The sequence below is a fragment of the Streptomyces sp. NPDC057445 genome (genome assembly GCF_042802855.1).
Classification (GTDB): Bacteria; Actinomycetota; Actinomycetes; order Streptomycetales; family Streptomycetaceae; genus Streptomyces.
Genome location: NZ_JBHVDH010000001.1, coordinates 446,158 through 468,632, shown reverse-complemented (window position 1 = coordinate 468,632; position 22,475 = coordinate 446,158). Strand labels below are relative to the sequence as shown.

19 protein-coding genes are annotated in these 22,475 nt (G+C 71.0%); 14 read left to right on the top strand and 5 right to left on the bottom strand.

Going from position 1 to position 22,475, the window contains the following annotated elements:
- Positions 1–174: 174 nt before the first annotated feature.
- The 4 genes from ACFU5O_RS02165 (at position 175) to ACFU5O_RS02150 (ending at position 4,757) form a co-directional block, all read left to right on the top strand.
- Positions 175–1,191 (top strand): iron ABC transporter substrate-binding protein, encoded by a 1,017-nt coding sequence (locus ACFU5O_RS02165; RefSeq protein ID WP_384235222.1) that lies wholly within the window; start codon positions 175–177, stop codon positions 1,189–1,191.
- A 3-nt stretch (positions 1,192–1,194) separates the two neighbouring features.
- Entirely contained in the window at positions 1,195–2,793 is a 1,599-nt protein-coding gene (locus ACFU5O_RS02160) for an ABC transporter permease (protein ID WP_384235220.1), read from the top strand.
- Positions 2,790–3,848: an ABC transporter ATP-binding protein gene (locus tag ACFU5O_RS02155; RefSeq protein ID WP_384235218.1), complete on the top strand. Its 1,059-nt coding sequence runs from the start codon at positions 2,790–2,792 to the stop codon at positions 3,846–3,848. The genes ACFU5O_RS02160 and ACFU5O_RS02155 overlap by 4 nt, the downstream gene beginning before the upstream one ends.
- Before the next feature lie 564 nt (positions 3,849–4,412).
- On the top strand, positions 4,413–4,757 hold the full coding sequence (locus tag ACFU5O_RS02150) for a DUF3618 domain-containing protein (RefSeq protein WP_384235215.1): 345 nt from the start codon (positions 4,413–4,415) through the stop codon (positions 4,755–4,757).
- Between the two features lie 356 nt (positions 4,758–5,113).
- Here the strand turns inward: ACFU5O_RS02150 and ACFU5O_RS02145 are convergent, their stop codons facing one another.
- Positions 5,114–5,794 carry a TetR/AcrR family transcriptional regulator gene (locus ACFU5O_RS02145; RefSeq protein WP_384235213.1) on the bottom strand — a complete coding sequence of 227 codons (681 nt, stop codon included), beginning with the start codon at positions 5,792–5,794 and terminating at the stop codon, positions 5,114–5,116.
- A 111-nt stretch (positions 5,795–5,905) separates the two neighbouring features.
- Between ACFU5O_RS02145 and ACFU5O_RS02140 the strand changes: the two genes are divergently transcribed.
- The 4 genes from ACFU5O_RS02140 to ACFU5O_RS02125 all read left to right on the top strand — a co-directional run bounded on the left by ACFU5O_RS02140 (position 5,906) and on the right by ACFU5O_RS02125 (position 10,975).
- The gene (locus ACFU5O_RS02140; RefSeq protein WP_384235211.1) at positions 5,906–6,394 is read left to right on the top strand and encodes an ATP-binding protein; all 489 of its coding nucleotides are present in this window, start codon (positions 5,906–5,908) and stop codon (positions 6,392–6,394) included.
- Between the two features lie 651 nt (positions 6,395–7,045).
- On the top strand, positions 7,046–7,486 hold the full coding sequence (locus tag ACFU5O_RS02135) for a hypothetical protein (RefSeq protein WP_384235209.1): 441 nt from the start codon (positions 7,046–7,048) through the stop codon (positions 7,484–7,486).
- A 561-nt stretch (positions 7,487–8,047) separates the two neighbouring features.
- The gene (locus tag ACFU5O_RS02130; protein ID WP_384235207.1) at positions 8,048–8,809 is read left to right on the top strand and encodes a hypothetical protein; all 762 of its coding nucleotides are present in this window, start codon (positions 8,048–8,050) and stop codon (positions 8,807–8,809) included.
- Positions 8,810–9,205: 396 nt separating this feature from the next.
- A complete protein-coding gene (locus ACFU5O_RS02125; RefSeq protein ID WP_384235205.1) occupies positions 9,206–10,975 on the top strand; it encodes a cation:proton antiporter in 1,770 nt (589 codons plus the stop codon).
- 227 nt (positions 10,976–11,202) lie between these two features.
- Here the strand turns inward: ACFU5O_RS02125 and ACFU5O_RS02120 are convergent, their stop codons facing one another.
- Entirely contained in the window at positions 11,203–11,523 is a 321-nt protein-coding gene (locus ACFU5O_RS02120; RefSeq protein WP_384235203.1) for a trehalase-like domain-containing protein, read from the bottom strand.
- A 224-nt stretch (positions 11,524–11,747) separates the two neighbouring features.
- On the opposite strand from ACFU5O_RS02120, the gene ACFU5O_RS02115 reads away from it, so the two are divergent.
- The 3 genes from ACFU5O_RS02115 (at position 11,748) to ACFU5O_RS02105 (ending at position 14,995) form a co-directional block, all read left to right on the top strand.
- Positions 11,748–13,046 carry a DUF2254 domain-containing protein gene (locus tag ACFU5O_RS02115; RefSeq protein WP_384235202.1) on the top strand — a complete coding sequence of 433 codons (1,299 nt, stop codon included), beginning with the start codon at positions 11,748–11,750 and terminating at the stop codon, positions 13,044–13,046.
- 151 nt (positions 13,047–13,197) lie between these two features.
- A complete protein-coding gene (locus ACFU5O_RS02110) occupies positions 13,198–14,034 on the top strand; it encodes a hypothetical protein (protein WP_384235200.1) in 837 nt (278 codons plus the stop codon).
- A gap of 235 nt (positions 14,035–14,269) precedes the next feature.
- A complete protein-coding gene (locus ACFU5O_RS02105; RefSeq protein ID WP_384235198.1) occupies positions 14,270–14,995 on the top strand; it encodes a YoaK family protein in 726 nt (241 codons plus the stop codon).
- A gap of 339 nt (positions 14,996–15,334) precedes the next feature.
- Here the strand turns inward: ACFU5O_RS02105 and ACFU5O_RS02100 are convergent, their stop codons facing one another.
- From ACFU5O_RS02100 to ACFU5O_RS02090, 3 genes are all read right to left on the bottom strand, one after another.
- Positions 15,335–16,138 carry a family 1 encapsulin nanocompartment shell protein gene (locus ACFU5O_RS02100; RefSeq protein WP_384235196.1) on the bottom strand — a complete coding sequence of 268 codons (804 nt, stop codon included), beginning with the start codon at positions 16,136–16,138 and terminating at the stop codon, positions 15,335–15,337.
- Positions 16,119–17,204, bottom strand: a complete 1,086-nt coding sequence (locus ACFU5O_RS02095) for a Dyp-type peroxidase (protein ID WP_384235194.1) — start codon at positions 17,202–17,204, stop codon at positions 16,119–16,121. Before ACFU5O_RS02095 ends, ACFU5O_RS02100 begins: the two co-directional genes overlap by 20 nt.
- 269 nt (positions 17,205–17,473) lie before the next feature.
- Complete coding sequence (locus ACFU5O_RS02090) at positions 17,474–18,457, bottom strand: aldo/keto reductase (RefSeq protein ID WP_384235192.1); 984 nt, start codon at positions 18,455–18,457, stop codon at positions 17,474–17,476.
- A gap of 362 nt (positions 18,458–18,819) precedes the next feature.
- Here ACFU5O_RS02090 and ACFU5O_RS02085 point away from each other — a divergent pair, with 362 nt between their 5' ends.
- The 3 genes from ACFU5O_RS02085 to ACFU5O_RS02075 all read left to right on the top strand — a co-directional run bounded on the left by ACFU5O_RS02085 (position 18,820) and on the right by ACFU5O_RS02075 (position 22,192).
- On the top strand, positions 18,820–19,008 hold the full coding sequence (locus ACFU5O_RS02085) for a hypothetical protein (protein ID WP_384235190.1): 189 nt from the start codon (positions 18,820–18,822) through the stop codon (positions 19,006–19,008).
- Between the two features lie 1,093 nt (positions 19,009–20,101).
- Positions 20,102–20,698 (top strand): dihydrofolate reductase family protein, encoded by a 597-nt coding sequence (locus ACFU5O_RS02080; RefSeq protein ID WP_384235188.1) that lies wholly within the window; start codon positions 20,102–20,104, stop codon positions 20,696–20,698.
- Positions 20,699–20,830: 132 nt separating this feature from the next.
- Positions 20,831–22,192, top strand: coding sequence for a flavin monoamine oxidase family protein (locus ACFU5O_RS02075; RefSeq protein WP_384235186.1), 1,362 nt, complete (start codon positions 20,831–20,833; stop codon positions 22,190–22,192).
- The last annotated feature ends 283 nt before the right edge of the window (positions 22,193–22,475 follow it).

The window sequence follows — 22,475 nt, the reverse complement described above, 5'->3', positions numbered from 1 at the left end:
GGTGCCCGTCAACTGGTTTGCCTCGTAGGGGAGATGGACCCGAAAGGTCTGACGGACCGTGCCGGCCCCGCACTCCTGTGCTCAAGCCGTTACCGAAGACCCTATTGACTCTTAGGTGAGGTTTACCTTACCAATGCTCTGTTTCGTTGAGCACGTCAGGAAGGCCTCACCCTCATGCGACGCCAGTTGGCCCGCAACCTCGCCGCCGTCGCCGCGGCAGCCCTGCTCGTGCCCGCCCTCGCCGGCTGCAGCGACGAACCGGCGGGGCTCGTCATCTACTCCGGCCGCAACGAGAACCTCGTCGGGCCGCTGCTCGAGAAGCTGGAGGAGCACCTCGGCACCAACGTCGAGGTCCGCTACGGCGACAGTGCCGAACTCTCGGCACAGCTCCTCGAGGAGGGCGACAAGACCGAGGCCGGCCTCTTCCTGTCGCAGGACGCGGGCGCGCTCGGCGCGCTGTCCACGGAAGGCCGGCTCGCGCCGCTGCCGCAGACGACGCTCGACAAGGTCGCACCGAACTACCGCAGCGCCGCCGGCGACTGGGTCGGCGTCAGCGGACGTGTCCGCGTCATCGCGTACAACTCCGGGAGCGTGCCCACGCCCCCGGACAGCGTGCACGACCTGGTGAAGCCCGAATGGCAAGGAAAGATCGGTTACGCCCCGACCAACGCCTCCTTCCAGGCGTTCGTCACCGGCATGCGCATCCTCGAGGGCGACGAGGCCACCCGCACCTGGCTGAAGGGCCTGAAGGCCAACAAGCCGAAGACGTACGAGAGCAACCTCAACGTCTTCGATGCCGTGGACTCCGGCGAGGTGTCGCTCGGCCTCCTCAACCACTACTACTGGTACGAGAAGGCGGCCGAGAAGGGCGCGGACAAGCTCAAGGCCAAGGTGCACTACCTGCCCAAGGGCGACCCGGGAGGCCTGGTCAACGTCGCCGGGGTAGGCCTGATGAAGGGCGCCGACAAGCAGCAGAGCGCGTACGGGCAGAAGGCCGCTGACTTCCTGCTGTCCGCCGAGTCGCAGCGTTACTTCGCCGAGGAGACCAAGGAGTATCCGCTGGCCGCGGGCATCAAGCAGGCCGACGGGGTGCCGCCGCTCGACTCCCTCCAGCCCCCGAAGATCGACCTGGGCCAACTCGACTCGCTGAAGGCGACCCTGGCCATGCTCCAGGACGTCGGACTGGTCTGACTCGTGACCACACCGGAATCCCCCGTCCGGACGCGTCACGACACCCGCCCGTCCCGCCCGGCAGGCGCCCCCGCGCCCGCCGGGCGGTCGCGCGCCGCGGTCCGACCCTCCTGGCCGCTGCTCCTCCCCGCCTGCGTGGCCGGGGCGCTCGCCGTGCTGCCGCTCGGCTACCTTGCCGTACGGGCACTGGCGCGCGGCCCCGCCTTCGCCTTGGACGTCGTCGCCGACGGGCGGACCGGACTGCTCCTCCTGCGCAGCCTCGGCCTCGCCGTCGTCGTCGTCGCGGCCTGCCTGGTGCTCGGCGTATCCCTGGCCTGGCTGACCGTGCGCACGGCGCTCCCCGGCGCCCGCGCCTGGTCGGTACTCGTGACGCTGCCGCTGGCTGTGCCCAGCTATGTCGCGGCGTTCGCCTGGCTGTCCGCCGCGCCCTGGCTCGCCGGGTTCACCGGGGCCGCACTGGCAATGACCCTGGTCAGCTTCCCGTACGTATTCCTGCCCGTCGCCGCCGCGCTCCGCGGCATCGACCCCGCGCAGGAGGAGGTGTCCCGCTCGCTCGGGCACGGCCCGCTGCGCACGTTCCTGCGCGTCACGCTCCCCCAGTTGCGACCGGCCGCCGCCGGTGGCGGGCTGCTGGTCGCGCTCTACGTCCTGTCGGACTTCGGTGCGGTGTCACTGATGCGATACGACACCTTTACCCGCGGCATCTACACCTCGTACCGGGCGAGTTTCGACCGGACCCCGGCCGCCGCGCTCAGCGCCGTCCTCGTGATCATGACTGTGGCGCTGGTGGCGGCAGAGGCCCGTTCCCGGGGCCGCGCCGGACACGCCAGGACCGGCACGGGCACCGCGCGCCCGGCCGTGCCCGTTGCGCTCGGCCGGCTGCAGCTGCCCGCGCTCGCCTGGTGCGGAACCGTCGTCGTCGCGGCCGTCGGCTTCCCGCTGGCCGTGCTCGGCTACTGGCTGGCCGTCGGCTCATCGGCGATATGGGAGCCCGCGCTGCTCACCGACACGGCGCTCACCACGCTGGGTGTGGCCGCGGCGGGCGCCGCGCTCACCACCTTGCTCGCCCTGCCGGTCGGCGTGATCGCGGCCCGCCACCGCGGCCGGACCGCGGAACTACTGGAGCAGGCCGCGTACGCGGGGCACGCCCTGCCCGGCATCACCGTCGCGCTCGCACTGGTGTTCTTCGCGGTCCGCTACGCCCGCCCGCTTTACCAGGAACTCCCGCTGCTGGTGTGCGCGTACACGGTGCTGTTCCTACCGGTCGCCGTGGCCGCCATCCGGGCGGCCGTCCTCCAGGCTCCGCCCGTGCTGGAGGACGTCGCCCGCTCCCTCGGCCGTTCACCGCTGGGGGTGCTGCGCGAGGTCACCGTGCCGCTCGCCGCGCCCGGTGTCGCCGCCGGAGCCGCCTTGACCTTCGTCGTCTGCATGAAGGAACTGCCCGCGACCCTGCTGCTGCGGCCCACCGGCATGGACACCCTGGCCACCCGCCTGTGGACGGAGACCGGCGCCGGATCGTTCGCCGCCGCGGCTCCCTACGCGGCCGCGCTGATCCTCCTCGCCGCCGTCCCGTCCTACCTGCTCGGAAGGCACCGCACATGACAGACCTTCGGATCGCGGGACTGACCAAGGCGTACGGCCCCGGCGCCACCGTCCTCGAAGAGCTCGACCTCACCATCCCCGGCGGCTCCCTGGCCGCCGTCCTCGGTCCGTCCGGCTGCGGCAAGACCACCCTGCTGCGCATCGTCGCCGGCTTCCTGCGCGCCGACGCGGGCACCGTCACGCTCGACGGACACACGCTCGCCGCCGAGGGCGTGCATGTGCCGCCGGAGCACCGGCGCATCGGCATCGTGCCGCAGGAAGGCGCGCTGTTCCCGCACCTCAGCGTGGGCCGCAACGTCGCCTTCGGCCTCACCGGCCTCGCTCGAGGTGCACGCGGCCGCCGCGTCGACGAGATGCTGAAACTGGTCGGGCTGGCCGGCTACGGCGACCGTATGCCGCACGAGCTCTCCGGCGGCCAGCAGCAGCGCGTCGCCCTCGCCCGCGCCCTCGCCCCCGAACCCCAACTCGTCCTGCTCGACGAGCCGTTCAACGCCCTGGACAGCGCGCTGCGGGCGGGGGTGCGGGCCGATGTGCGCGCCGCCCTCCGGGCCACCGGCGCCACCGCTGTCCTGGTCACCCACGACCAGCAGGAGGCCCTGTCCACGGCGGACCTCGTCGCGGTCGTCAGGGACGGCCGCGTGGCGCAGTGCGCCGCCCCGCAGGAGCTGTACCGCCGTCCCGTCGACCCCTGGGTGGCCGCCTTCGTCGGCGACGCGGTGCTCGTCAGCGGCGCCGCGGACGACGGGACCGTGACCACCCCGCTGGGCCGCATCGCCCTGGCGGAGGGCGGGCCCGGCGGACCGGACGGCATGCACGAGGGCCTGGTGCTCCTCCGTCCGGAACAGATGCAGCTGACAGACCCTGCCTCGGCGGACGTCCGGGGCACGGTGATCGACGTCCGCTTCTACGGCCACGACGCCATGGTCACCGTCGCCCTCGACGGCGTGGACGGGCCGATCGACGTCCGCGTCCCCGGTCCAGTGTCTGTGCGCGCGGGCGGGCAGACAGGTATTCGCGTGACGGGAGAGGTGACGTTCCACCCGGCGGCCGGTTGAGGGGGCGACTGGCTGGCGGTGTTGTCGGTCGAGGGGGTGACTGCTTGGCGGCCGCTCCTTGACGTGGCCGACCGGCCGGCCCGGCCCCGTGCTGCCGGCCCTGATGCCTTGTAGCGCGAGGCATGTCGTCCAGCGACGGTGACCGCATCGCCCCGGTCGAGTTCGCCGGCCTTGGTCTGCTCGGGGTACTTGCCCGTCCGAGGACCTTCACCACGATGTCGCGGTCGGTCGAGCGGCGTACCGTGGGGAGCCGATTCCAGCCTCGCCTGTCGACGGACCATGGGCGGAAGGCGGTTACCGTGTCGATCAAGTCGCGGGTGTTCGGTGCTCCGTGCCGGGTGAGCCTGATGAACTCAGGACAGCCGCGCCGCGGAGGAGCCCTGGCGCCGGCCCTGCCGGTGTGGGCCTCCTCTCTCGTCGTCGTCCGGGTGCTGCCGGCCCTCACGGCCGCCCTCGCCCCCGTGGGCATGAGGCGCGGGAGCCAGGATCCCTCCGCTGCTCCCGAGCAGGCCGTCAGGAGGTCGAAGCCGATGCCGCCGAGATCAAGGAAAGGATGTCCCAGCCATGACCGGTAACTTCCCGGACAGCGACCCCACCCCCGCCACCCCTGAGGAACTGGGCGAGCAGGCCCGAGCCACCCGTGAGCAGCTCGCTCGGACCCTGGAGGCCCTTGTCGGCAGGACGGAAGTCAAAGAGAAGGCCGGCGACATCAAGGGCCACGTGGAGCACTTTGCGGCGGAGGCGAAGGGCAGGGCCGTTCAAGCAGCCCATCTCTTGCAGGAGAGCGCGCCTGAGACTGTGCGCGAAGCTGCCGCCGCGGCGCGTCGCAACCGCGCCGCCCTGTTCGTCACCGTCGGAGCCGCCCTGGCTGTGCTGTTCCTCCTGCGGCGCGGCAGGAGGAAGCGCTGAGGAAAGCGTCGAAGATCGTCTTGAGGGGCCTGACGGGCCGCTGCATGTTCACCGAACGCGAGCTTTCACGGCGCCACGGACCGGTTGGCCGTGCTGCGCCACGCGGACAAGGTGAGCGGCCGCAAGCCGGGAAACACCGAGTCGGTGGTCCCAAGTCACCGGGACATCAGCGTCGTTGCCGACGGCTCCGTACTCAACGTCTCGGTCAGGCGCCGGCGTCGGCTCATGCCGCCACGGCCAGGTGGCGGGCGCGGACCTGAGCCGACCGGCACCGGGCCGTACGTACCAAGTGGTTCGGTCGACGCGACGACACGGGGTGGCAGCGCCGCCCGGGGCCGCTGCCCGACGCGCTTTGCTCACTCGCGTCCGTCGAGCGCGTCGGCGAGGTGGGGGTCGATGTGTCTGAGCGCCGCCGCGGCGAACTGGGTCGTGAACTCGGCGGCCGATGCCTGATCCAGCGAGTCGGCGACCAGCGTGTACCGCGCGCCCTCGACCACCAGGCCGACGACGTAGGAGGCGCAGAGCTCCGCACTCGTCCCCCAGGTGCCACGACCGTGGCGCTGGGTGAAGTACCGGATCCGGCGCGTGATCTCCTGGGTGGCGGCCGACATCAGCCGTTGCCTGGCCTCGGCCGCCGACCCCGTTGCGTGCGCGCCGAAGAGCAGCCGGAATCTCGCCGGGTGGACGTCCGCGTAGTCGAAGAACGAGGCGACGCCTGCGCGCACCTGCTGTTCGAGCGGGAGATCGGCCGCTGCCGCGTAGGCCTCGAAGAGCGCGCTCGCCAAGGTGTCGGCCGCGAGGTCGGCGCATTTGCCGAACAGGTCCTCCTTGCTGCCGAAGTGTGCGTACAGCGTGGGTTTGGTGGATCTCGCACGCCTGGCGACGACGTCCATTGTCGCCGCGTGGAATCCGGCCTCGCTGAAGACCGCGGAGGCCGCGTCCAGCATGTCGTCGTCGGTCGGGCGTGCCGCAGGGGGGCGGCGACGGCCCGCTGGACGCTGTGCCGCGGGGCCGGCCTCGGGCGGGTGATCAGCCATGGCCACCACTTTACTTCCGGGTAAACCCGGATTACGGTTTTACTCCAGAGTAAATGCGGTTGTGATCAACTCCCTGACCGGGGAACCGGCCGGGGCTTTGTGGAGGCTTTCATGCACCACACGCACCTCGTACAACCCACCGCGACCGCCGCAACGCGCCCCGTCCCTGCCCCGTCCTTGGGCATCGCCCCCGACCGGGAGCTGACCGTCGCGGGCCCCTGGCGGCTTCCGCGGGCTCCGGACGCCTGTGGTCAGGCCCGCAGGGCGGTGTGCGGCACCCTGGCCGACTGGGGTCTGGACCATCTTTCGGACACGGCCGAACTCCTGGTCAGCGAACTGGTCGGCAATGCGCTGCTTCACACGTACGGTCCCGTCCGCCTCACCTTGGTACGCGGCGAGGTCATCTGCTGCCAGGTCCGCGACGGCAGCCGGGAACTGCCGCAGCTCCGCTCGGCGCGGACGACCGACGAATTCGGCCGCGGCCTGCGTCTGGTCGACCTGATGGCGAGCAAGTGGGGCGTCGACCCCACATCCTGGGGCAAGGAAGTCTGGTTCGAACTTCCGGAAGCGCCGGATTCCCTCGGTGGAAGGTGGCGCTGAGTGAGGCGCCCTCCCTCCGTGCGCCGGGTCCCGTCCGATGACGAGGCGCTGCTGAAGCATGGTCAGGGCGGTGGCGATGTCCACGGCTGAGAGCCGGAGGCGTACGACGACGTCGGGGCGTTCGGCCTGAAAGGTGCTCAGGGCGCTGACGAGGTCGAAGGATCCGGTCGATAGCACCGTGCCCAGCGTGACGGTTCCGCTGAGTCCGCCCGCGAGACGGCCGACGCCGCTGACCGGGCGATGTGCGCCCGCCGGGCGCCGCGTGAAGCTGCGTTCTCGGCGACCGCGACGAAGTACGCCGGCCGACGAAGCTCCACGGGGTCGCACGGCCCACGCCAGAGGCGGCCCGTGAAAGGCGGTCACGTCGCGGATGCGGACCTCGTCCAGATCGCGGGCGGAACAACGCAACGGGACGCGGGAACCGGGCCACCGGGCGCGCACGTCCTCGTAGTCCGGGACGGGTCGGCCGTCCGCCGACAGTGCCAGGTCCGCGCTGCTGACCCGCTTCAGCCGCATGATTCTTACCGGGGGAGACCGCCTGTGAACGCGAGAGGGATCGAGTTTCACGCCTCGTGCGGGCACCTCATGTCCGTGCCGCCTGGGCAGAGCAACACAGACGTGCGGTGTCCGCACTGCCACCAGGTCGTCCGCGTGCCGCCGCCGGACGTGCCGTACGCCTCCCCGGTGGTCCCGTCGGCGGGTCCGCCCGAGGCGGCGGCGCTCAAACCCCTCTACCTGGTCGCCCTGCTGGGCGGCCTGACGGCCGCGGCGGTCATCTACCTCGTGATGTTCGACGATCTGTCGGAGAGCTTGCTCGTCAACATCACGCCGTTCTGGTTCTTCCCCATCGTCTTCGGCCTCTACGGCTTCACCTCCCAACGCCTGATCGGCTATCTCGCGCAGGGCCGGGCGAGGACGCTGGCCGAGGCGGCCCGGGTGTTCATCGATGTCGCCGGGCACTGGGCAGCCCTGGTGATGTTCCCTTTCCTGGTGCTGAAGTGGCGCAGCTCCCTCCTGGTTTCGCTCACCGCGGCCTTGTTCTGGGCGGTGCTGCTGTGGCTTTTCTTCGCCGCGGTCTTCCCGGTGCTGTGAGGACCGCGACGACCCCGAGGGCAAGCGCCGGGGGGAGGGGGCGAGCAGGCGGGGCAGCAGGCAGGGTACGTTTTCCGGCTGTGTGCTCCGTGCCGGGTGAGCCCGATGACCCAGTACAGCCGCGCCGTCGAGGAGCCCTGGCTCCGGCCCTGCCCGGTGTGGGCCTCCTCTCTCGTCGTCACCCGGGTGCCGCCCTCACGGCCGTCCTCGCCCCCGTGGGCATGAGGCGCGGTGCTTGATGGTGGTGAGGTCGCCGGTGTGGTCGATCCGTCGACGCACCGCACAGGTCACCTGCGCCTGCCGGATACGGACACGCGCTTCCGGCAGGAGCTGTCCTCGCGCCGCTTCGCGGTACGTTCGGTGACAAACCGGGCGTCGCCGCCCGGTCCCCTGAGGAGACTGGGGTCATGGAATGCCGCACGAGGCCTTGATCCGCTGGTCTGACGGTGCCACCAGGTGGGCGATCGTGGCATTCGTCGATCCCGGCACGGGACCCGGCACGAGGCCTGTCGTCCCGGCGGACCGGCACGCCGCCTCCGTAGCGACAGCACTCTGTGGGGCGTGGTCGGAGCCGCAGGCGAGCACCCGCGCCCCGACCCCGCGCAGCAGCCGAACATGACCGGACATCACCCCACCCGTGCCGACGGACCGGGCGCTCCGCACGAGCCGGAGCCGCAGCAGGCGGAGTTCGGTGAGGCCCGCTGGCCGATGGCCGGAGCCGTCATCGCGGCCATGGTGCTGCTCCTGCTGATGCCCGACGACCTGCGCCTGGGGCCCCGCTGGCTGCTCCCGTTTGTCGAAGGACTGCTCCTGGTAACCCTGATCGCGGGCGACCCGGGCCGGATCAACCGTCGCTCGGCCGTCCTGCGCGCAGTGTCGATCGCCCTGGTCGGCGTGCTCGCACTCAGCGCCATCTGGTCGACCGTCAGGCTGGTCGACGACCTCATCCACGGCGGGACCGAGACGAGTTCCGCCGCCGGCCTGCTGCGGGCCGGCGGCGTCGTCTGGGTCTCCACCGTCCTCGCCTTCTCCCTGCTGTACTTCGAACTCGACGGTGGCGGAGCCGCCGCCCGTGCCCACCGCATGCCCACCACCCCCGAACTCGCCTTCCCGCAGCAGCTCAACCCCGACCTGAACGCCATGCACTGGCGCCCCCGCTACGTCGACTACCTCTACCTCGGACTCACCAATTCCACCGCCTTCAGCCCCACCGACGTCATGCCGCTGGCTCCCTGGGCCAAGATCGCCATGGCCGTCCAGTCCCTCATCTCCCTGCTCATCCTGGGTCTCGTGATCGCCCGAGCCGTGAACGTCCTCGCCTGAGTACCAACCCCCGCAACCCGGCGGGGCCTCTCGTGTCCAGGAGACCTGCATGTTCGCCGAACGCGAGCCTTCACGGCGCCAGGCGCCGGCCGGCTTTGCTGCGCCACGTGGACAAGGCGAGGGGGAGGGGCGCTGCACCTGGCAGCCGGAGGCGGCGCAACAGGTGATGAGCCGCTCAGGTGAGGTGCGGACTCCCTTACGGTGCCCCTGGGGCGACGGTGCCTTACCCCGTCGGCGGATCTCCGGGATCGGGCACGGACCGTCGGCCGGGACGCCGACGCGGAGGCGTGCGCCGACCGGGTGGCCGATCCCGGTGTCCTACGAAGGAAGCGCGCGGTGCTCCGCCGAAGCCGGTTGACTCCCCGTGGCGCCCGGTGATCGAGGAAAGAAGCAGCTGTGACGGACGACGAGATCCTCCTCGGCATCGCGCTGACGCTGGTGCTCGCGACCGGATCGCAGATCCTGGCGAACAAGCTGAGAGTCCCCGCCCTGATTCTCCTGCTGCCGGTCGGCTTCACCGCGGGCGCCCTGACCGACATCATCCACCCCGCGAGGCTGGTGGGCCCGGACTTCTCCGCGCTGGTGTCGCTGTCCGTGGCGGTGATTCTGTACGACGCCGGTCTCGGACTCGACCTGCGCAATCTCACCGGCCGGACCCGCGCCGTCGTGGGCAGGCTGCTGGTGTTCGGCGTGGTCCTGACCTTCCTGGTCGTCTCGGCGGTCGGCCCGGCGCTGTTCAGCATGCCGCTCAGGGTGGCGTCGATGCTGGGCACGATCCTCGTGGTGTCCGGTCCGACCGTCGTGGGTCCGCTGCTCGACTATGTGCGTCCCACGGAAAAGGTGCGGCGCATCCTGATCTGGGAAGGGACACTGACCGACCCGATCGGCGGCATTCTCGGAGCACTCGTCTTCCACGCCATCGCCACGACGCACCGCATCGACATCGGCAGGGGCTATCAGCTCGGCCAGTTCCTCATCAGTTTGAGCGTCGGTCTCGTGGGCGGGGCGGTGGGCACCGCAGTGCTCTGGCTGACGCTGCGCACCCTCCGGCTCGGTGAAACGCTCGGCACGCTGGCACAACTGACCACGGTGATCGCCGTGTCGGCGGGATGCGACATCGTCCGCGACGACACAGGGCTCATCGCGGCGATCGTCACCGGACTGGCCGTCACCAACATCCGCGGCTTCGACATGCCGGCCCGCCGCCCCTTCTTCGGAACGCTGGTCCAGCTGATCATCGGGCTGTTGTTCGTCTCCATCTCGTCCACCGTCACCCCGGCGTCGGTAGTGCCGGTGCTCGTGCCGGCACTTGTCCTCATCGCGGTCCTCGTCCTGGTCGTACGGCCGGTCGTGGCCTTCTCCGCCACCCGGAAGACGGGCCTGACCTTCGGGGAGCGGGCCTTCGTCGGATGGATGGCTCCCCGCGGCATCGTCGCCGCGTCGACCGCGTCGGCCTTCGCCGCCGCCCTTGTCGAGAAGGGGATTCCCGGCGCCACCAGGATCCTTCCGGTCACGTTCCTGGTGATCGTGGGAACGGTCCTGCTGTACGCGCTGACCGCCGCGCCCATGGCCCGACGTCTGGGAGCGGTCGAACCGTCGGGCACCCGGCCGCTACTGGTGGGCGGTCATCCGTGGGTGATCGACCTGGGAAGGGCATTGCGGTCTGCCGGGCTCGACGTGCTCATGTGGGCCGGACTCGACGAGCAACGGGACCGGATCCGGGGTGCCGGGATCGAACTGGCAACTGGGGACATGCTGGCCACGGCCACCAACCCCCGGGCACGGCTGGAGGGCGTCACGGCCGTGTTCCTGCTCACTGACGACGACGACTTCAACGCACTCGCCTCGGTCGTGGCGCAGGACAATGTGGAAGGACCTGTCTACCGGGTCGGCCCCCCGAGCGAAAGCCATGGCGTCGTCGCCCCCTACACGGGCGGCGAGATCCTCTTCGGCGCTTCACTGGTCCGGCACGTCCTGGCCGCGCGCTACGAGCGGGGTGCCCGTTTCCTGGTGCAGCCCGCATCCCAGCCGATCCCGCCGGACCACGAGACGCTGTTCGTCGTCCGCGCCGACGGCCGGCTGGATCCGGTCGCCGAGACACAGTCCCCCACCCCGCAGCAGGGCGACACCGTCGTACTTTTCGGCCCGGCGTCGTCCACTGCATGAACGGCTTACGCGCCGCTGTTCCTCGTGCGGTCCAGTGCGGCGTCACCGGAACTCGGAGAGCCGGATCTCACGTGGCGGGCCGTCGGCGGACGACTCCAGTACCAGGCCCCGCTGCTGACCGGCCAGCAGCGTCAACGCGAAGTGCAGGTCCTGGTCGCCCGTCAGGCCTTGAGGAGCCGCTCGTCCTGCGGTTCACGCACGGCGTGAACCGTCAGCCCGAGGTCCTCCTAGGCGAACACCGCGCCGTGCTCGGAGATGTGCAGCGTGTGCGGCTTGCGGCCGTAGTCGAACCGGGGAGCGATGTCGACCTCGAAGGCCATGCTGCCCCGCACGCACCGGAGCATAGGGACCGGACGGTGCCGGTCGGTGGCCGTGCTCCCGGTGACGGGCATGAAGTCGATCACCTCGCCGGCACCCGCCTCGGTCATGAAACGGGTCACCAGACACGCGGTGTCGGGGAAGTGGAGCTGCTTGGTCGCGTACGTCGTGTGCGACGGCCGGACCGAGAAGTGTCCGCCCTTCTCCAGGTCCAGCAATGCGCCGAACACGCTGGGTGAGTCGAAACGCGGACATCAGCTCCGGCACGGAACCTCCGCAGGGCCTCAAGTGTGGACTCGCAGGCCCGTCGGCCCTGCGGTCCTGCCGTGCCGCCGGCCGGCGGGCTTACCGTGGGCCTGCGGGCCCGATGAGACGAACGGCCGAATCCGGAGGTGCCTGTGGTGTCGAGCCCTAAGCGGGTGCCCGCAGTGGCCTCGATCCTCGGGTGCGCACGATGATCTCGTGGGCCGCCGCCTTCCGGCTGCGGCAGTACGCCAAGGCGAGCCTGTGGATCGTCCCTCTGTTCGGACTCCTCCTCGGGGCGGTACTGGCCGAGTGTGCCGCTGCTCTGGACGGAGCGGACTGGCTGCCGTACGACGGGCAGTACTCCGCGACGACGGCCAGCAGTGTGCTCAGCTCTGTCGTCGGTGCGATGGTCGCGCTGCTGGGATTCGTGGTGACCATCGGCGTCCTCGTCGTCCAGCAGGCCACGGGCACGCTGTCGCCGCGCTACATGCGCCTGTGGTACCGCGACCGCCTGCAGAAAGCCGTGCTCGCCACCTTCACCGGAACGTTCGCGTTCGCCTACACCCTGCTGCGGAGCATCGAGTCGGACTCCGTACCCGACCTGGGGGTGACCTTGGCCGGCGTGGCCGTCGCGGTCAGCCTGCTGCTCCTGCTGGTCTACCTCAACCGTTTCACCCACAACCTCCGGCCGGTGGCCATCGCGGACCTGGTGGGAGGCATGGGCGCGAAGGTCCTGATCCACGGAGCAGCGAAGGTCCGGGGCTCCGCTGCACGCGGCGGGGAACCCTTGCTGCCGGCCGGTCCGGTGGCGCACATGCGATCCGAGCGTGGCGGAGTGCTCCAGGCGATCGACGTGGCGGGGCTGATGGCCGCCGCAACCCGCCACGACTGCGTCTTCGTGATGGTCCACCCGGTCGGCGACTTCGTGGCGCCCGGCATGACCCTCGTCGAAGTCCATGGCGGCAGGACGTCGGAGCTCGATCCGCGCAGGGTGACCGGACACGTCGCCCTCGGCGCGGAGCGGACCATCGAACAGGACCCTGCCTTCGCCCTGCGCATCCTCGTCGACATCGCCATCCGTGCGCTCTCACCAGCCGTGAACGACCCCACGACCGCCGTTCAGGTGCTCAACCACATCGAGGCTTTCCTGCACACGATCGGTCGTGTCGGACTCCGCGGTCGCTACGTGCTGGCCGACGACCACGGCCGGCCACGCCTCGTGGTGCCGGGTCGCACATGGGAGGAGTACCTCCAGGTCGGTGTCACCGAGATCCGCGAGTACGGCGCGACATCCCTCCAGATCTGCAGACGGCTGCGCGCGCTGCTGGACGGCTTGCTCGAGACCCTGTCGGCCGAGCATCTGCCGGCGGTCCGCATGGAGCTCGAGTTCCTCGAGGAGGCGGTGGAAAGCCAGTTCACCGACCCTCGTCGCCACGCCATGGCACGCACGGCCGACCCGCAGGGCATCGGCGGCGGGCAACGCCCGGAAGCCGCACCTCCGGGATGAACGTGCGCGGCGGTGGGCCGACCCTGGCCGCTCCGTCTGGAGCTCCGGTCTGCGAGTTCACCTATGCGGGCCTGCTCGTCCACGCCCCCGCCGGCTTACGAGGCCACCACCGCAAAAGGGATTTTCCACACCAGAGCGCTAAGGTCGGCAGGTGAGCCGAACTGAGGAGCACGCGGAGGGCGCAGGGCCGTTCACAACCCGGCTGACCTGGCGTCTGCTGGATGGGGGCACTGCGGTCTGGGAGTCGCGCCTGGCACGCAAGCGTGGACTGCTCACCGTACGGGCCGCGGGCGAGCTGGAACCCCGTTCCCGAAGAGCAGACAGCGTGTCGGTCGGCCGTCTGCGCAGGCTGAATGCCATTACCGCGGGTGCGTTCGTGGTCGGCGGTGCCCTTTTCGCTCTCGGGGCAGGGGCCGCTCAGTTCGGCTCGGGCGACGCGACGGGCGCCTGGATCTACTTTGCCGGCGGCCTGTTCTTCAACACCGGCGGCTACGTCTCGCTGCTCCAGGTGATCAACGCTCCTCGCCGGGACAGCGGGGCTGGTGCGCTGGCCGCGCGGAGCTGGAGATGGTGGAGCTACGAGCCCACTCGGATCGACTGGCTCAGCACCTTCCTGCTCTTCGTGGGAACGCTCGTGTTCGGTGTCAACCTGCTGGATTCCTTGCTGCAAGGGCTCTCGGTCCAGCAGGTGAACAGGCTGATCTGGGCCCCCGACATGGTCGGGTGCATCCTGTTCCTGATCTCGGGGCACCTCGCACTCGTCGAGGTCTGCCATGGCCGGCCGGGCGTCCGTCCCCGAGACCTCGGCTGGTGGATCGTCGCGATCAATCAGCTCGGATCCGTTCTCTTCCTGGGTTCGGCACTGGCTGCTTTCACCCGTCCCGCGACCGGAAGCGTGGTGAACGTCGACATCGCCAACTGGGGAACGCTCACGGGAGCGCTGTGCTTCTCCGTCGGAGGCGTGTTCCAGTTCTTCGAGCGCCCCTGACCCCGTCAAAGCAAATGCGCGTCCCCCGGTGGGAGGGTGGAGGCGAGCTTGGGCAACCTGGCAACAGGTGTTGAGCCGCTGAGGTGAGGCGCGGACTCCTGCCGCCTGTAGTCTCTGCGGTACTTCTGGTGCAAATGTGTCGATACGGTCGGGAGTGGGGCGCCATGAGCGGGAGGATCGGGGGGCGACGAGCGGAGGGGAACGGCGGATCGTCCCTCATCGGACTCTGCGAACGATGAGTCCCCGGGGCGATGGCCCGCGCGACGGCGAACGAGCCGAACGGGGCGCGGCGGTGCTGCCGCAGCGGCTGGTCGTACGCCTTCTGCCGGTGTTCGCCGCCGCGGCGGGGAGCCTGGATGCCGTCTGCGTGACGCACTTCGGCGGGGTGTTCGCCAGCGTCATCACCGGCAACCTCGTGCAACTCGGTCGCGCCGTCGCGGCGCCGGACGGCCGACTGGCGGTGGGTGCGACGGTGGCGGTCGGGTGCTATGCCCTGGGCGTCGCGGGCGGCACCGCCGGGCTGGGCCGCCGCGGTGCCGGGTGGCACCGGCGAGCCAGCCTTGTCGCGGCGGCGGAGCTGGCCCTGCTGGCAGGCGTGGCCGCCGGGTGGCTGGCCACCGACGGGCGCCCGGACGCGAGGACCACTTCACTGCTTCTCGCGTTGGCCGCGGCGGCGATGGGAATGCAGAGCGCGATCACGATCGGCTCCGGTGTGCAGGGAGCGTCGACCACCTACCTGACCGGTGCGTTGACCGGTCTGGTCCGCGGGCTCACCGGTGAGCCGCACCGGTTCGCTGCGGACGCCGCCGCCCGGGTGGGCGCCTTCCTGTGCGGCGCGACGGCCGGCGCTCTGCTGCTGCGGTTCGCGTCATCGTGGGCGCCGATACTGCCGGTGGCGCTGGTAGGTCTGGCCGTTGTGATCGCAGCCGCATCCACAGGTGCACGGGTGGAGCGGTCATGAAGGCTGTACATGAAGGCTGTAGCTGAACCCGGAAGTGCGGACCGTCGACCAGCGCGGCGGCAGCGATCGTCCGTGGAGGTCGGACCGGTCGGTGGCATCGCCGCTCTTCTCGGTGACACCCACGGTGTCACCACCACGGTGGCGTCGGTCAGTTCCTCGTAGCCACCGGAGCGTACGTCCACGGTGGGCGACAGCGGCGCGGCGTGACGCACGTCGGCGGCGACGCCGTCAGCACGGGCGGTGTTGCGGTCGACCGCCACGGTCTCCCGGTAGCTCCCACCGCGCTCGGCCAAGGACAACACGTCGGCGGCTCCGACCGCGCCGGCCCCTGACGACGGGTCACGATGGCGTCTCGAGGGCCACCACGGCCTCACTCGTGTACGCCAGGAAGGTCAGCGTCTCCTGGAAGTAGAGCCAGATGCTGCTGTCGTCGTGCGACAGGTAGCCGATGGACACGTCCTGGCCGATGTGCAGTTCGAAGTCGCCGCCCCGCGTGGACAGCAGAAAGGCCCCGTCGATGGCCGGTGCCCAGATGATCTCGCCGTCCAGAAGCCGGGCGATGTGGTTGATGATCGGGTAGCCGTGATCGGAGGTCTCGCTGACGGCGGTGTACGTTTCGGCGCTGAGCGCCAGCGTGTACGCGCCGCCGACACCCGCCAGCCGCAGTGCGCTCTCCGCCTGGCTGATGGCGTCCGGGTAGTCGCGTACCTCAGCCGGCAGGGTCACGGGCGGGTTCGACGAACTCTCACGAAGGCCTGCGATGCCGGCGGCCGCATAGCCTTCGAACACCACGCGGTCCTCGGCGAACGCGATCTGCCGGGCAGCGTCCTTTACCGGCTGCCAGTCCGCGTCCTTGGCCCCGCGTGCGACGTCATCGACCTGCCGACGATCCACGACGAACGGAACGCGCAGCTCCACGATCGGCCGCGCACGGCGCGTGTGGGCGACGACCCCCTCGGCCGGAGCCTCCACCGGTTGCAGATGCCCGGTGCCCACCGCCGACAGCTCGAAGCCTCCTGGCTCGGGCACGTCGACGATCCGGCGGGCGGCCACATGGCGCTTAAACGTGCGTCGTGCCTCCTCCTCCAAGTCGTCCCAGGCGGCGGAGGAGATGGGCGCCAGTTCACGGTGCAGATTGTTCATCGGCGGTGCTCACCTTCAAGTCGCCGATCCCCAGGGAAGGGTCCAGGATCCCGGTCCGGACATCGGGTGCCGAGTGAGCCTCGGACTCCGCGCTGCCGGTCTCGGATTCCGCGCCCGCGCCGGGCGGATCGGGAAGGTTGTCCAGGAAATCAGTGGTCGGCACGTGGAAGAGCGATCCGGTGACCGCGGTGGAGAAGTCCAGGATCCGGTCGTGGGACGCCGACGGGTCTCCCAGGAACATGCGCTCCAGCATCGTCTCCGTCACCGCCGGCGTACGGGCGTACCCGATGAAGTACGTGCCGAACTCCCCTTGCCCGACTCTGCCGAAAGGCATGTTGTCGCGCAGGATCTGCCGCTCCGTCCCATCGGGATCGACGACCGTGGTCAGGGCGACATGCGAATCGGCCGGCTTGATCTCGTCGTCCAGCTCGATGTCGGACAGCTTTCTGCGCCCGATCACCATCTCCTGTACCTCTACCGGGAGGACGTTCCACGCCTGCAGATCGTGGAGGTACTTCTGCACGATCACATAACTTCCCCCCGCGAACTGCGGGTCCTCGTCACCGATCAGGACCGCCGCACTCGCTGCCGGCCCCACCGGGTTCTCCGTCCCGTCGACGAAGCCGAGCAGGTCACGCTCGTCGAAGTACTTGAAGCCGTGCACCTCGTCGCGCATGGTGACGGCACCACGGAGACGTTCCATGATCTCGGCGGCCAGCCCGAAGCACAGGTCCAGTCGTGCGGCCCGGATGTGGAAGAGCAGGTCACCGGGCGTCGATACGGCACGGTGTCTGGCGCCGGCCAGTTCGCGGAACGGGTGCAACTCCGCCGGGCGCGGCCCGGCGAACAAGCGTCCCCAGGCGAATGATCCGATACCGGTGACACAGCTCAGCTTCCCGTTCGGCGCCCGGAAGCCTACGGCCCGCTGCAGACCTGTCAGGTCGGACAGCAATCCCCGCGCGGCCTGCTCACCGCCCTGATCGACCGTCACCACCAAGAAGATCGCCGCGGTCGTAAGGGGGGACAGTACCGGCTGGGGAACTGGCCCGTGGGAGAGTCCGGCCATACGCCACCCCTTCGCAGTCGCCGCGAGCGGTGCACGTCGCGTGGCGATGTCGGCACCTGTCCCCCGAGGGGCCCGAGCGGCCCGATGCGGATACGTCGGCCGGCCGGTGTGGAGGGACCTGACTGGAAGCGCCCTTTCACCCTAGGCGAGCGACAAGGCACCTGCCACCGCGGCGCGGGGCTCAGCTCCTGGTAGTCGGCCCGAGCCCGCGCGGATGGCACCCGCGGAGCCCGAGTGGACGCTGCTGCCCCGGGGGCCGGGCCGCTCGCTCACGTCCAGGCGAGCCGCGCTCTGTTCGCCCAGTAGCGCTCGGGGGGCTCGGCCGCTGCGAGAAGACGGTCGAGCTCCTCGGGCTCGAGGTGCACGTCCGCCGCCGTGAGGTTGCTCGTGAGTTGTACGACAGTGGCCGCCCCCGAGAGCACCACGTCCGCCCACGGCTGTGCGGCGACCGCGGCCAGCGCCATGGCGTCGGAGGGGACTCCTGCCGCTCCCGCCGTCTCGCGCAGCGCGGCCGTGTCCGGGCCCGTGGCGTGGGGATCGGCCAGGCGGCCGTTGGCCATCGCTTCCTTGACGATCACCGTGCGTCCGGCGGCGCGCGCCTCGGCGAGCGCCGGACCGGCTGACGGCTCCAGCAGGTTGTAGGTGGCTTGTACGCTGCCGAAGAGCGGTTCGCCGTCCACCGTGACCGCCAGTGCTGCGCGGATGGCTTCCGCCTGGTCCGGGCCACTGGTCGAAAGTCCGATCGTCACGCCTTCCGCGGCGAGCGAGGCCAGTCGCTCGTGAAGGGCGGGGTCGGTCAGCGCGGGACTGCCCGGGGTGACCGAGTGGATCTGGTAGAGGTCGAGCCGGGCACCGAGCAGCGCGCGGGTCTCGGCGAGCTGGCGTTCGTAGGTGCCGGTGCTGTGGTCCTTGACCTCGTGCACCTCGGCGTCCGTGCGCCAGTCGGCGATGTAGGTGTAGCCCCACTTGCTGCCGACCACCACATCCTCGGCGTCGGGGCGCGTAGCCAGCCATTCGGCGAGGAACTCCTCGGCCCGGCCGTAGGAGCGGGCGGTGTCGACGTACCGCACGCCCTGGGAGTAGGCAGCGTCCAGCAGTTCGTGGGTGCGGGCCCGCAGCGCGTCGACCGAGCGGTCGCCCGGCAGGTCCTCGTCCCGGCCCAGGTTGATGTAGCCGGGACGCCCGACCGCGGCCAGGCCGAGGCCGAAGCGCGCGATCGGCGAGGCCGCGGCCGTAAGGCGCTCAAGGGGCATGGGAAAGTCCTCCGGTGGGCCGGTCGCACGGACCGTCCTTCAGTCGTTCGGTCGCGCCATGTGCGTGGCTCGGGTCAGGGCGGCGACACCCGGCAGTGTCCTCGACGAGTCGCCGGACCTCTTCCGGCGTTCCGTGGGTGAGGGCGATGGCGGCTATGGAAGCACAGGAGTCATGGCCGAAGGCGGCAACGTGCACAGCCCTCACCCCGGGTGGGGCGAGGGCTGCGTTGCCGACGGGCTCAGGCCGCGGCACCGCCGCGGCCCCCGACAGCCCTCACCGTCCACCGCCTGCCGCGTTCCGGAGCAGGTCCACGAGCAACGGTGCGGCCCGTTCCCCCCGGGCCTCTGTCACCGGCACACCTGTGGCGCTCGGCGAGGGACTGCCGGTAGGGGAGGCAGCGGCGCTGCCGGTGGGACTGGGTGGAGGAGTCGCCGTCGGGGAGGGCGGCGGGCTGGGGCGGCCGGTGGAGGGGCGGGGCGCCGGCCTGGTCGTCGCGGGCGGTGGAGTGGTGCGGGCGGCCGGAGTCCGGGAGGCCGGCGGTTCCCGGTGAGTGGGCGTCGCCCGAGGACGCCGGGTCACATCACGGCTCCGGTCCCGGGCGGATCCTCTCGCCGGGTGCGTGGCCGGACGTTCCGGTGAACCCGAGGCCTCTGGTGAGGTGCCGGCGGGCCCCGGCGGCTCGTCGGGGGACGACCGTTCCGGGACCGGCGCCGCTTTGGAGGCGCCGGCGGATTGGTCGGGCAGCAGCGATGCGGTGGCCAGGCCGCCCAGAATCGCGAAGGTGGCCGCGGCCAGAGTCCGCCCTCCGTAGTTCCTCCATCGCGGCGGACCGTGGCGCCGGTGCGCGGGCATGTCCGCCGAGGGGGCCGGGGGCACGGTGGCGCCGGAAGGCCGGGCGGAATCCGGGCTCTCGCGGAAGAGGGCCTCCATGGCCGCCGTGTCGACCGTGGGAGCGTCGCCGCCCGAGTCGTCCGGCGGTGCCATGCCGGAGTCGTACGCCCCGCATTCCGGGCACGTCACCGTGCCGTTGAGGGGGCGGCGGCAGGGAATGCAGAAGTCCATGGGCTCGACCGCTCAGTGCGTGGGTCGCCGACAGGAACCGTTGCCCGCCCACGGGCCCGGGCAGCAGCCCGCAGCCGTGAGGCGGACCTGGGTGTGGTGCAGATGGATCCTTGGCATGTGCGAACCTCACTCACTCACCGGTCTGGATGGGTCACCGGTTACCGAGGTCAACGCGCCTGGGCGAGCCGGTGTTCAATCAGCGGCTGAAACGTGGGCTACGCAACTCCCTTGGACGTCGTAGCTGTTCATGCCGCCGTTCCCGCGTCGGCGCCCGAGCCGGACAGCCACGGCTGACTCCGGGTCAACTGCGTTCACCGCAGGAGGTTCGTCCACTTCGATGCCGTGATTCTCTTCGCCCCTGTGATGTACTCGGCCGCCCTGTGGCGGTCCGTTCGCCCCGCGTCGCCGCGCCGCCGCGTCGCCGTGTCGCCGGGCACACCGGTCGACCGCCCCGGCCACCAGCAGCCGGAAACGACCTGCCCTGCATCACCGATGCGGGATCGAGTGGGGGCGCGATGATTCCGTGGAAGCGCGACAGTCTCCATTGCCGTAGCCCGGACCGATGAAGAGGAGCGACTCCCATGCGCATCGTGATCAGTGAGTTCATCAGCCTGGACGGCGTCGTGCAGGCGCCCGGCGGACCCGGTGAGGACACCGACGGTGGCTTCGCCCACGGCGGCTGGTCGCACCCGTTCTTCGATCCGGAGGTGGTGGGCGGTGCCTTCGACAGGGCGTTGGCCGATGCCGAGGCGCTGTTGTTCGGGCGGCGCACCTGGCAGACGATGGCCGGGGCGTGGCCCGGGCGGGCAGGTGACCCGTTCGCCGACCGGATGAACGCCATCCGGAAGTACGTCGTGTCAGAGACGCTGGGCGACGGCGGGCCGACGTGGGACAACACCACGCGCATTCCCGGCGACAAGGCCGTCGCCCGCATCCGGGAGCTGCACGACACCGACGGCGGGGACCTGTTGGTCATGGGGAGCCCCACGCTCGTGCGCACTCTCCTGCGCGAGGGCCTGGTGGACGAGCTCCGGCTCATGACCATGCCGGTGCTCCTCGGCGGAGGGAAGACGATCTTTCCCGACGACGGTGTGCGGCGGGCGCTCGAGCTGGTCTCGACCGTCACCGGCAGCACGGGCGTACAGGTGTGCACCTACCGGCCGGTCGCCGAGGGGTAGACGCGGGGCGCCCGGGAAGGTGGGCGCAGGGCCTGTTCCCCTTCACCCGGACGGCTCACTCGTCCCGCCCGGCCGGTTCACCCGGCGGGCGCTCCGGGACCCGGCGGGGGAGGCTCACCGTGGAGGTGGGTCATGGAGCGGGTGACAGCGGACGTGTGTGTCGTGGGCGCCGGATTCGCGGGACTGGCGGCCGCCAGGCAGCTGGCCGGGGCCGGACGTGACGTCGTGGTGCTGGAGGCCAGGGACCGCGTGGGCGGTCGGGTCTGGAACCGGGAGCTGCCCGACGGCACCGTGGTCTCCGTCGGCGGCACCTGGCTGGGCAAGGGGCAGGACCGGATGTTCCAGCTCTGCCGGGAGCTGGGGCTCGAGGTCTACCCCCAGTACGACGAGGGCGACAACATCGTGCGCCTCGACGGTGTCAACCACCGCTACCGGGGCACCGTCCCCAAAACCGGCCCGGCCGCACTCGCCGCACTCGGGCTGGCGCTCATGCGCCTGAACCTGATGGCACGCCGGCTTCCGGAGGACGCCCCCTGGCAGGCCCGCCGGGCACGGGCGTGGGACGCCCGCACGCTCGGGCAGTGGCTCTCCGACCCGCTCAACGTGCCCTCGGCCACGGCCCGCACCCTTCTCAGGTCGACCATGAGTCTGCTGTTCTGCGCCGACCCGGCCGAGGTCTCCCTGCTGGGCGCGCTCGTCCTGGCCCGTGGCGGCGGCGGCTTCGGCTTCGGCTACTACACCGACACCCGCAGGACGGAAACCCATCTCGTCGACGGCGGGGCCCCCGAACTGGCCCGGCGAATGGCCGAGCGCCTGGGCGCGGCGGTGCACCTGTCCAGTCCGGTCCGGCAGATCGAGCAGAACACCACCGATGTCCAGGTCGTCTCCGACGGCCTCGCGGTACGGGCCCGGCGGGTGATCGTGGCCGTTCCGCCGGTGCTGGCGGGGCGAATCCTCTTCGACCCGCCGCTGCCCGCCGCGCACAGCCATCTGCGGCAGCGCCTGGTGCCCGGGACGATCATCCGGGTGCTCACCCGGTATCCCGAGCCTTTCTGGAGGAGGCAGGGGTTGTCGGGGCAGACTCTCGCGCCCGGTTCACCCGGCACGATCACCATCGACCAGACACCGCGCCGGGGGACGCCGGGAGTGCTGAGCAGCTATGCGTTCGGGCCCGGGGCGCTGCGGCTGGGGCGCCTGGAACCCAAGGAGCGGCGGGACGTCTGGCTGGCCGCGCTCGCCGAGCGGTTCGGCCCCGAGGCGCGCCGTCCCACCGCCTACATGGAGACCGACTGGTCGGAGCAGCCGTGGTCGCTGGGCGCGATGGTCGCCCACTTCCCGCCGGGTGCGCTGACCGGTTACGGCAGCGCGCTGCGCGAGCCCGCGGGCCGGATCCACTGGGCGGGCACGGAGTCGGCGACGCTGATGCACGGGCTCATGGAGGGAGCGGTGCGCTCCGGCGAGCGGGCCGCCCACGAAGTCCTCGCCGCGACATGATGCCGCCGGGCCGTACGGGTGAGGCCCACCGCGCCCGGGCCGCCTGAACCACCGCTCAGCCCCGGCCGCCGGACCGCCGACCTGCCGCGGACCGCGCCCCGGCCGCCGGACCGCCGACCTGCTGCGGACCGCGCCTCTCCCGCGGACCGCCGACCTGCCGCGGACCGCGGATCCGCCGTCGACCGTGCCGCCCACGAAGTCCTCGCCGCGACATGATGCCGCCGGGCCGTACGGGTGAGGCCCACCGCGCCCGGGCCGCCTGAACCACCGCTCAGCCCCGGCC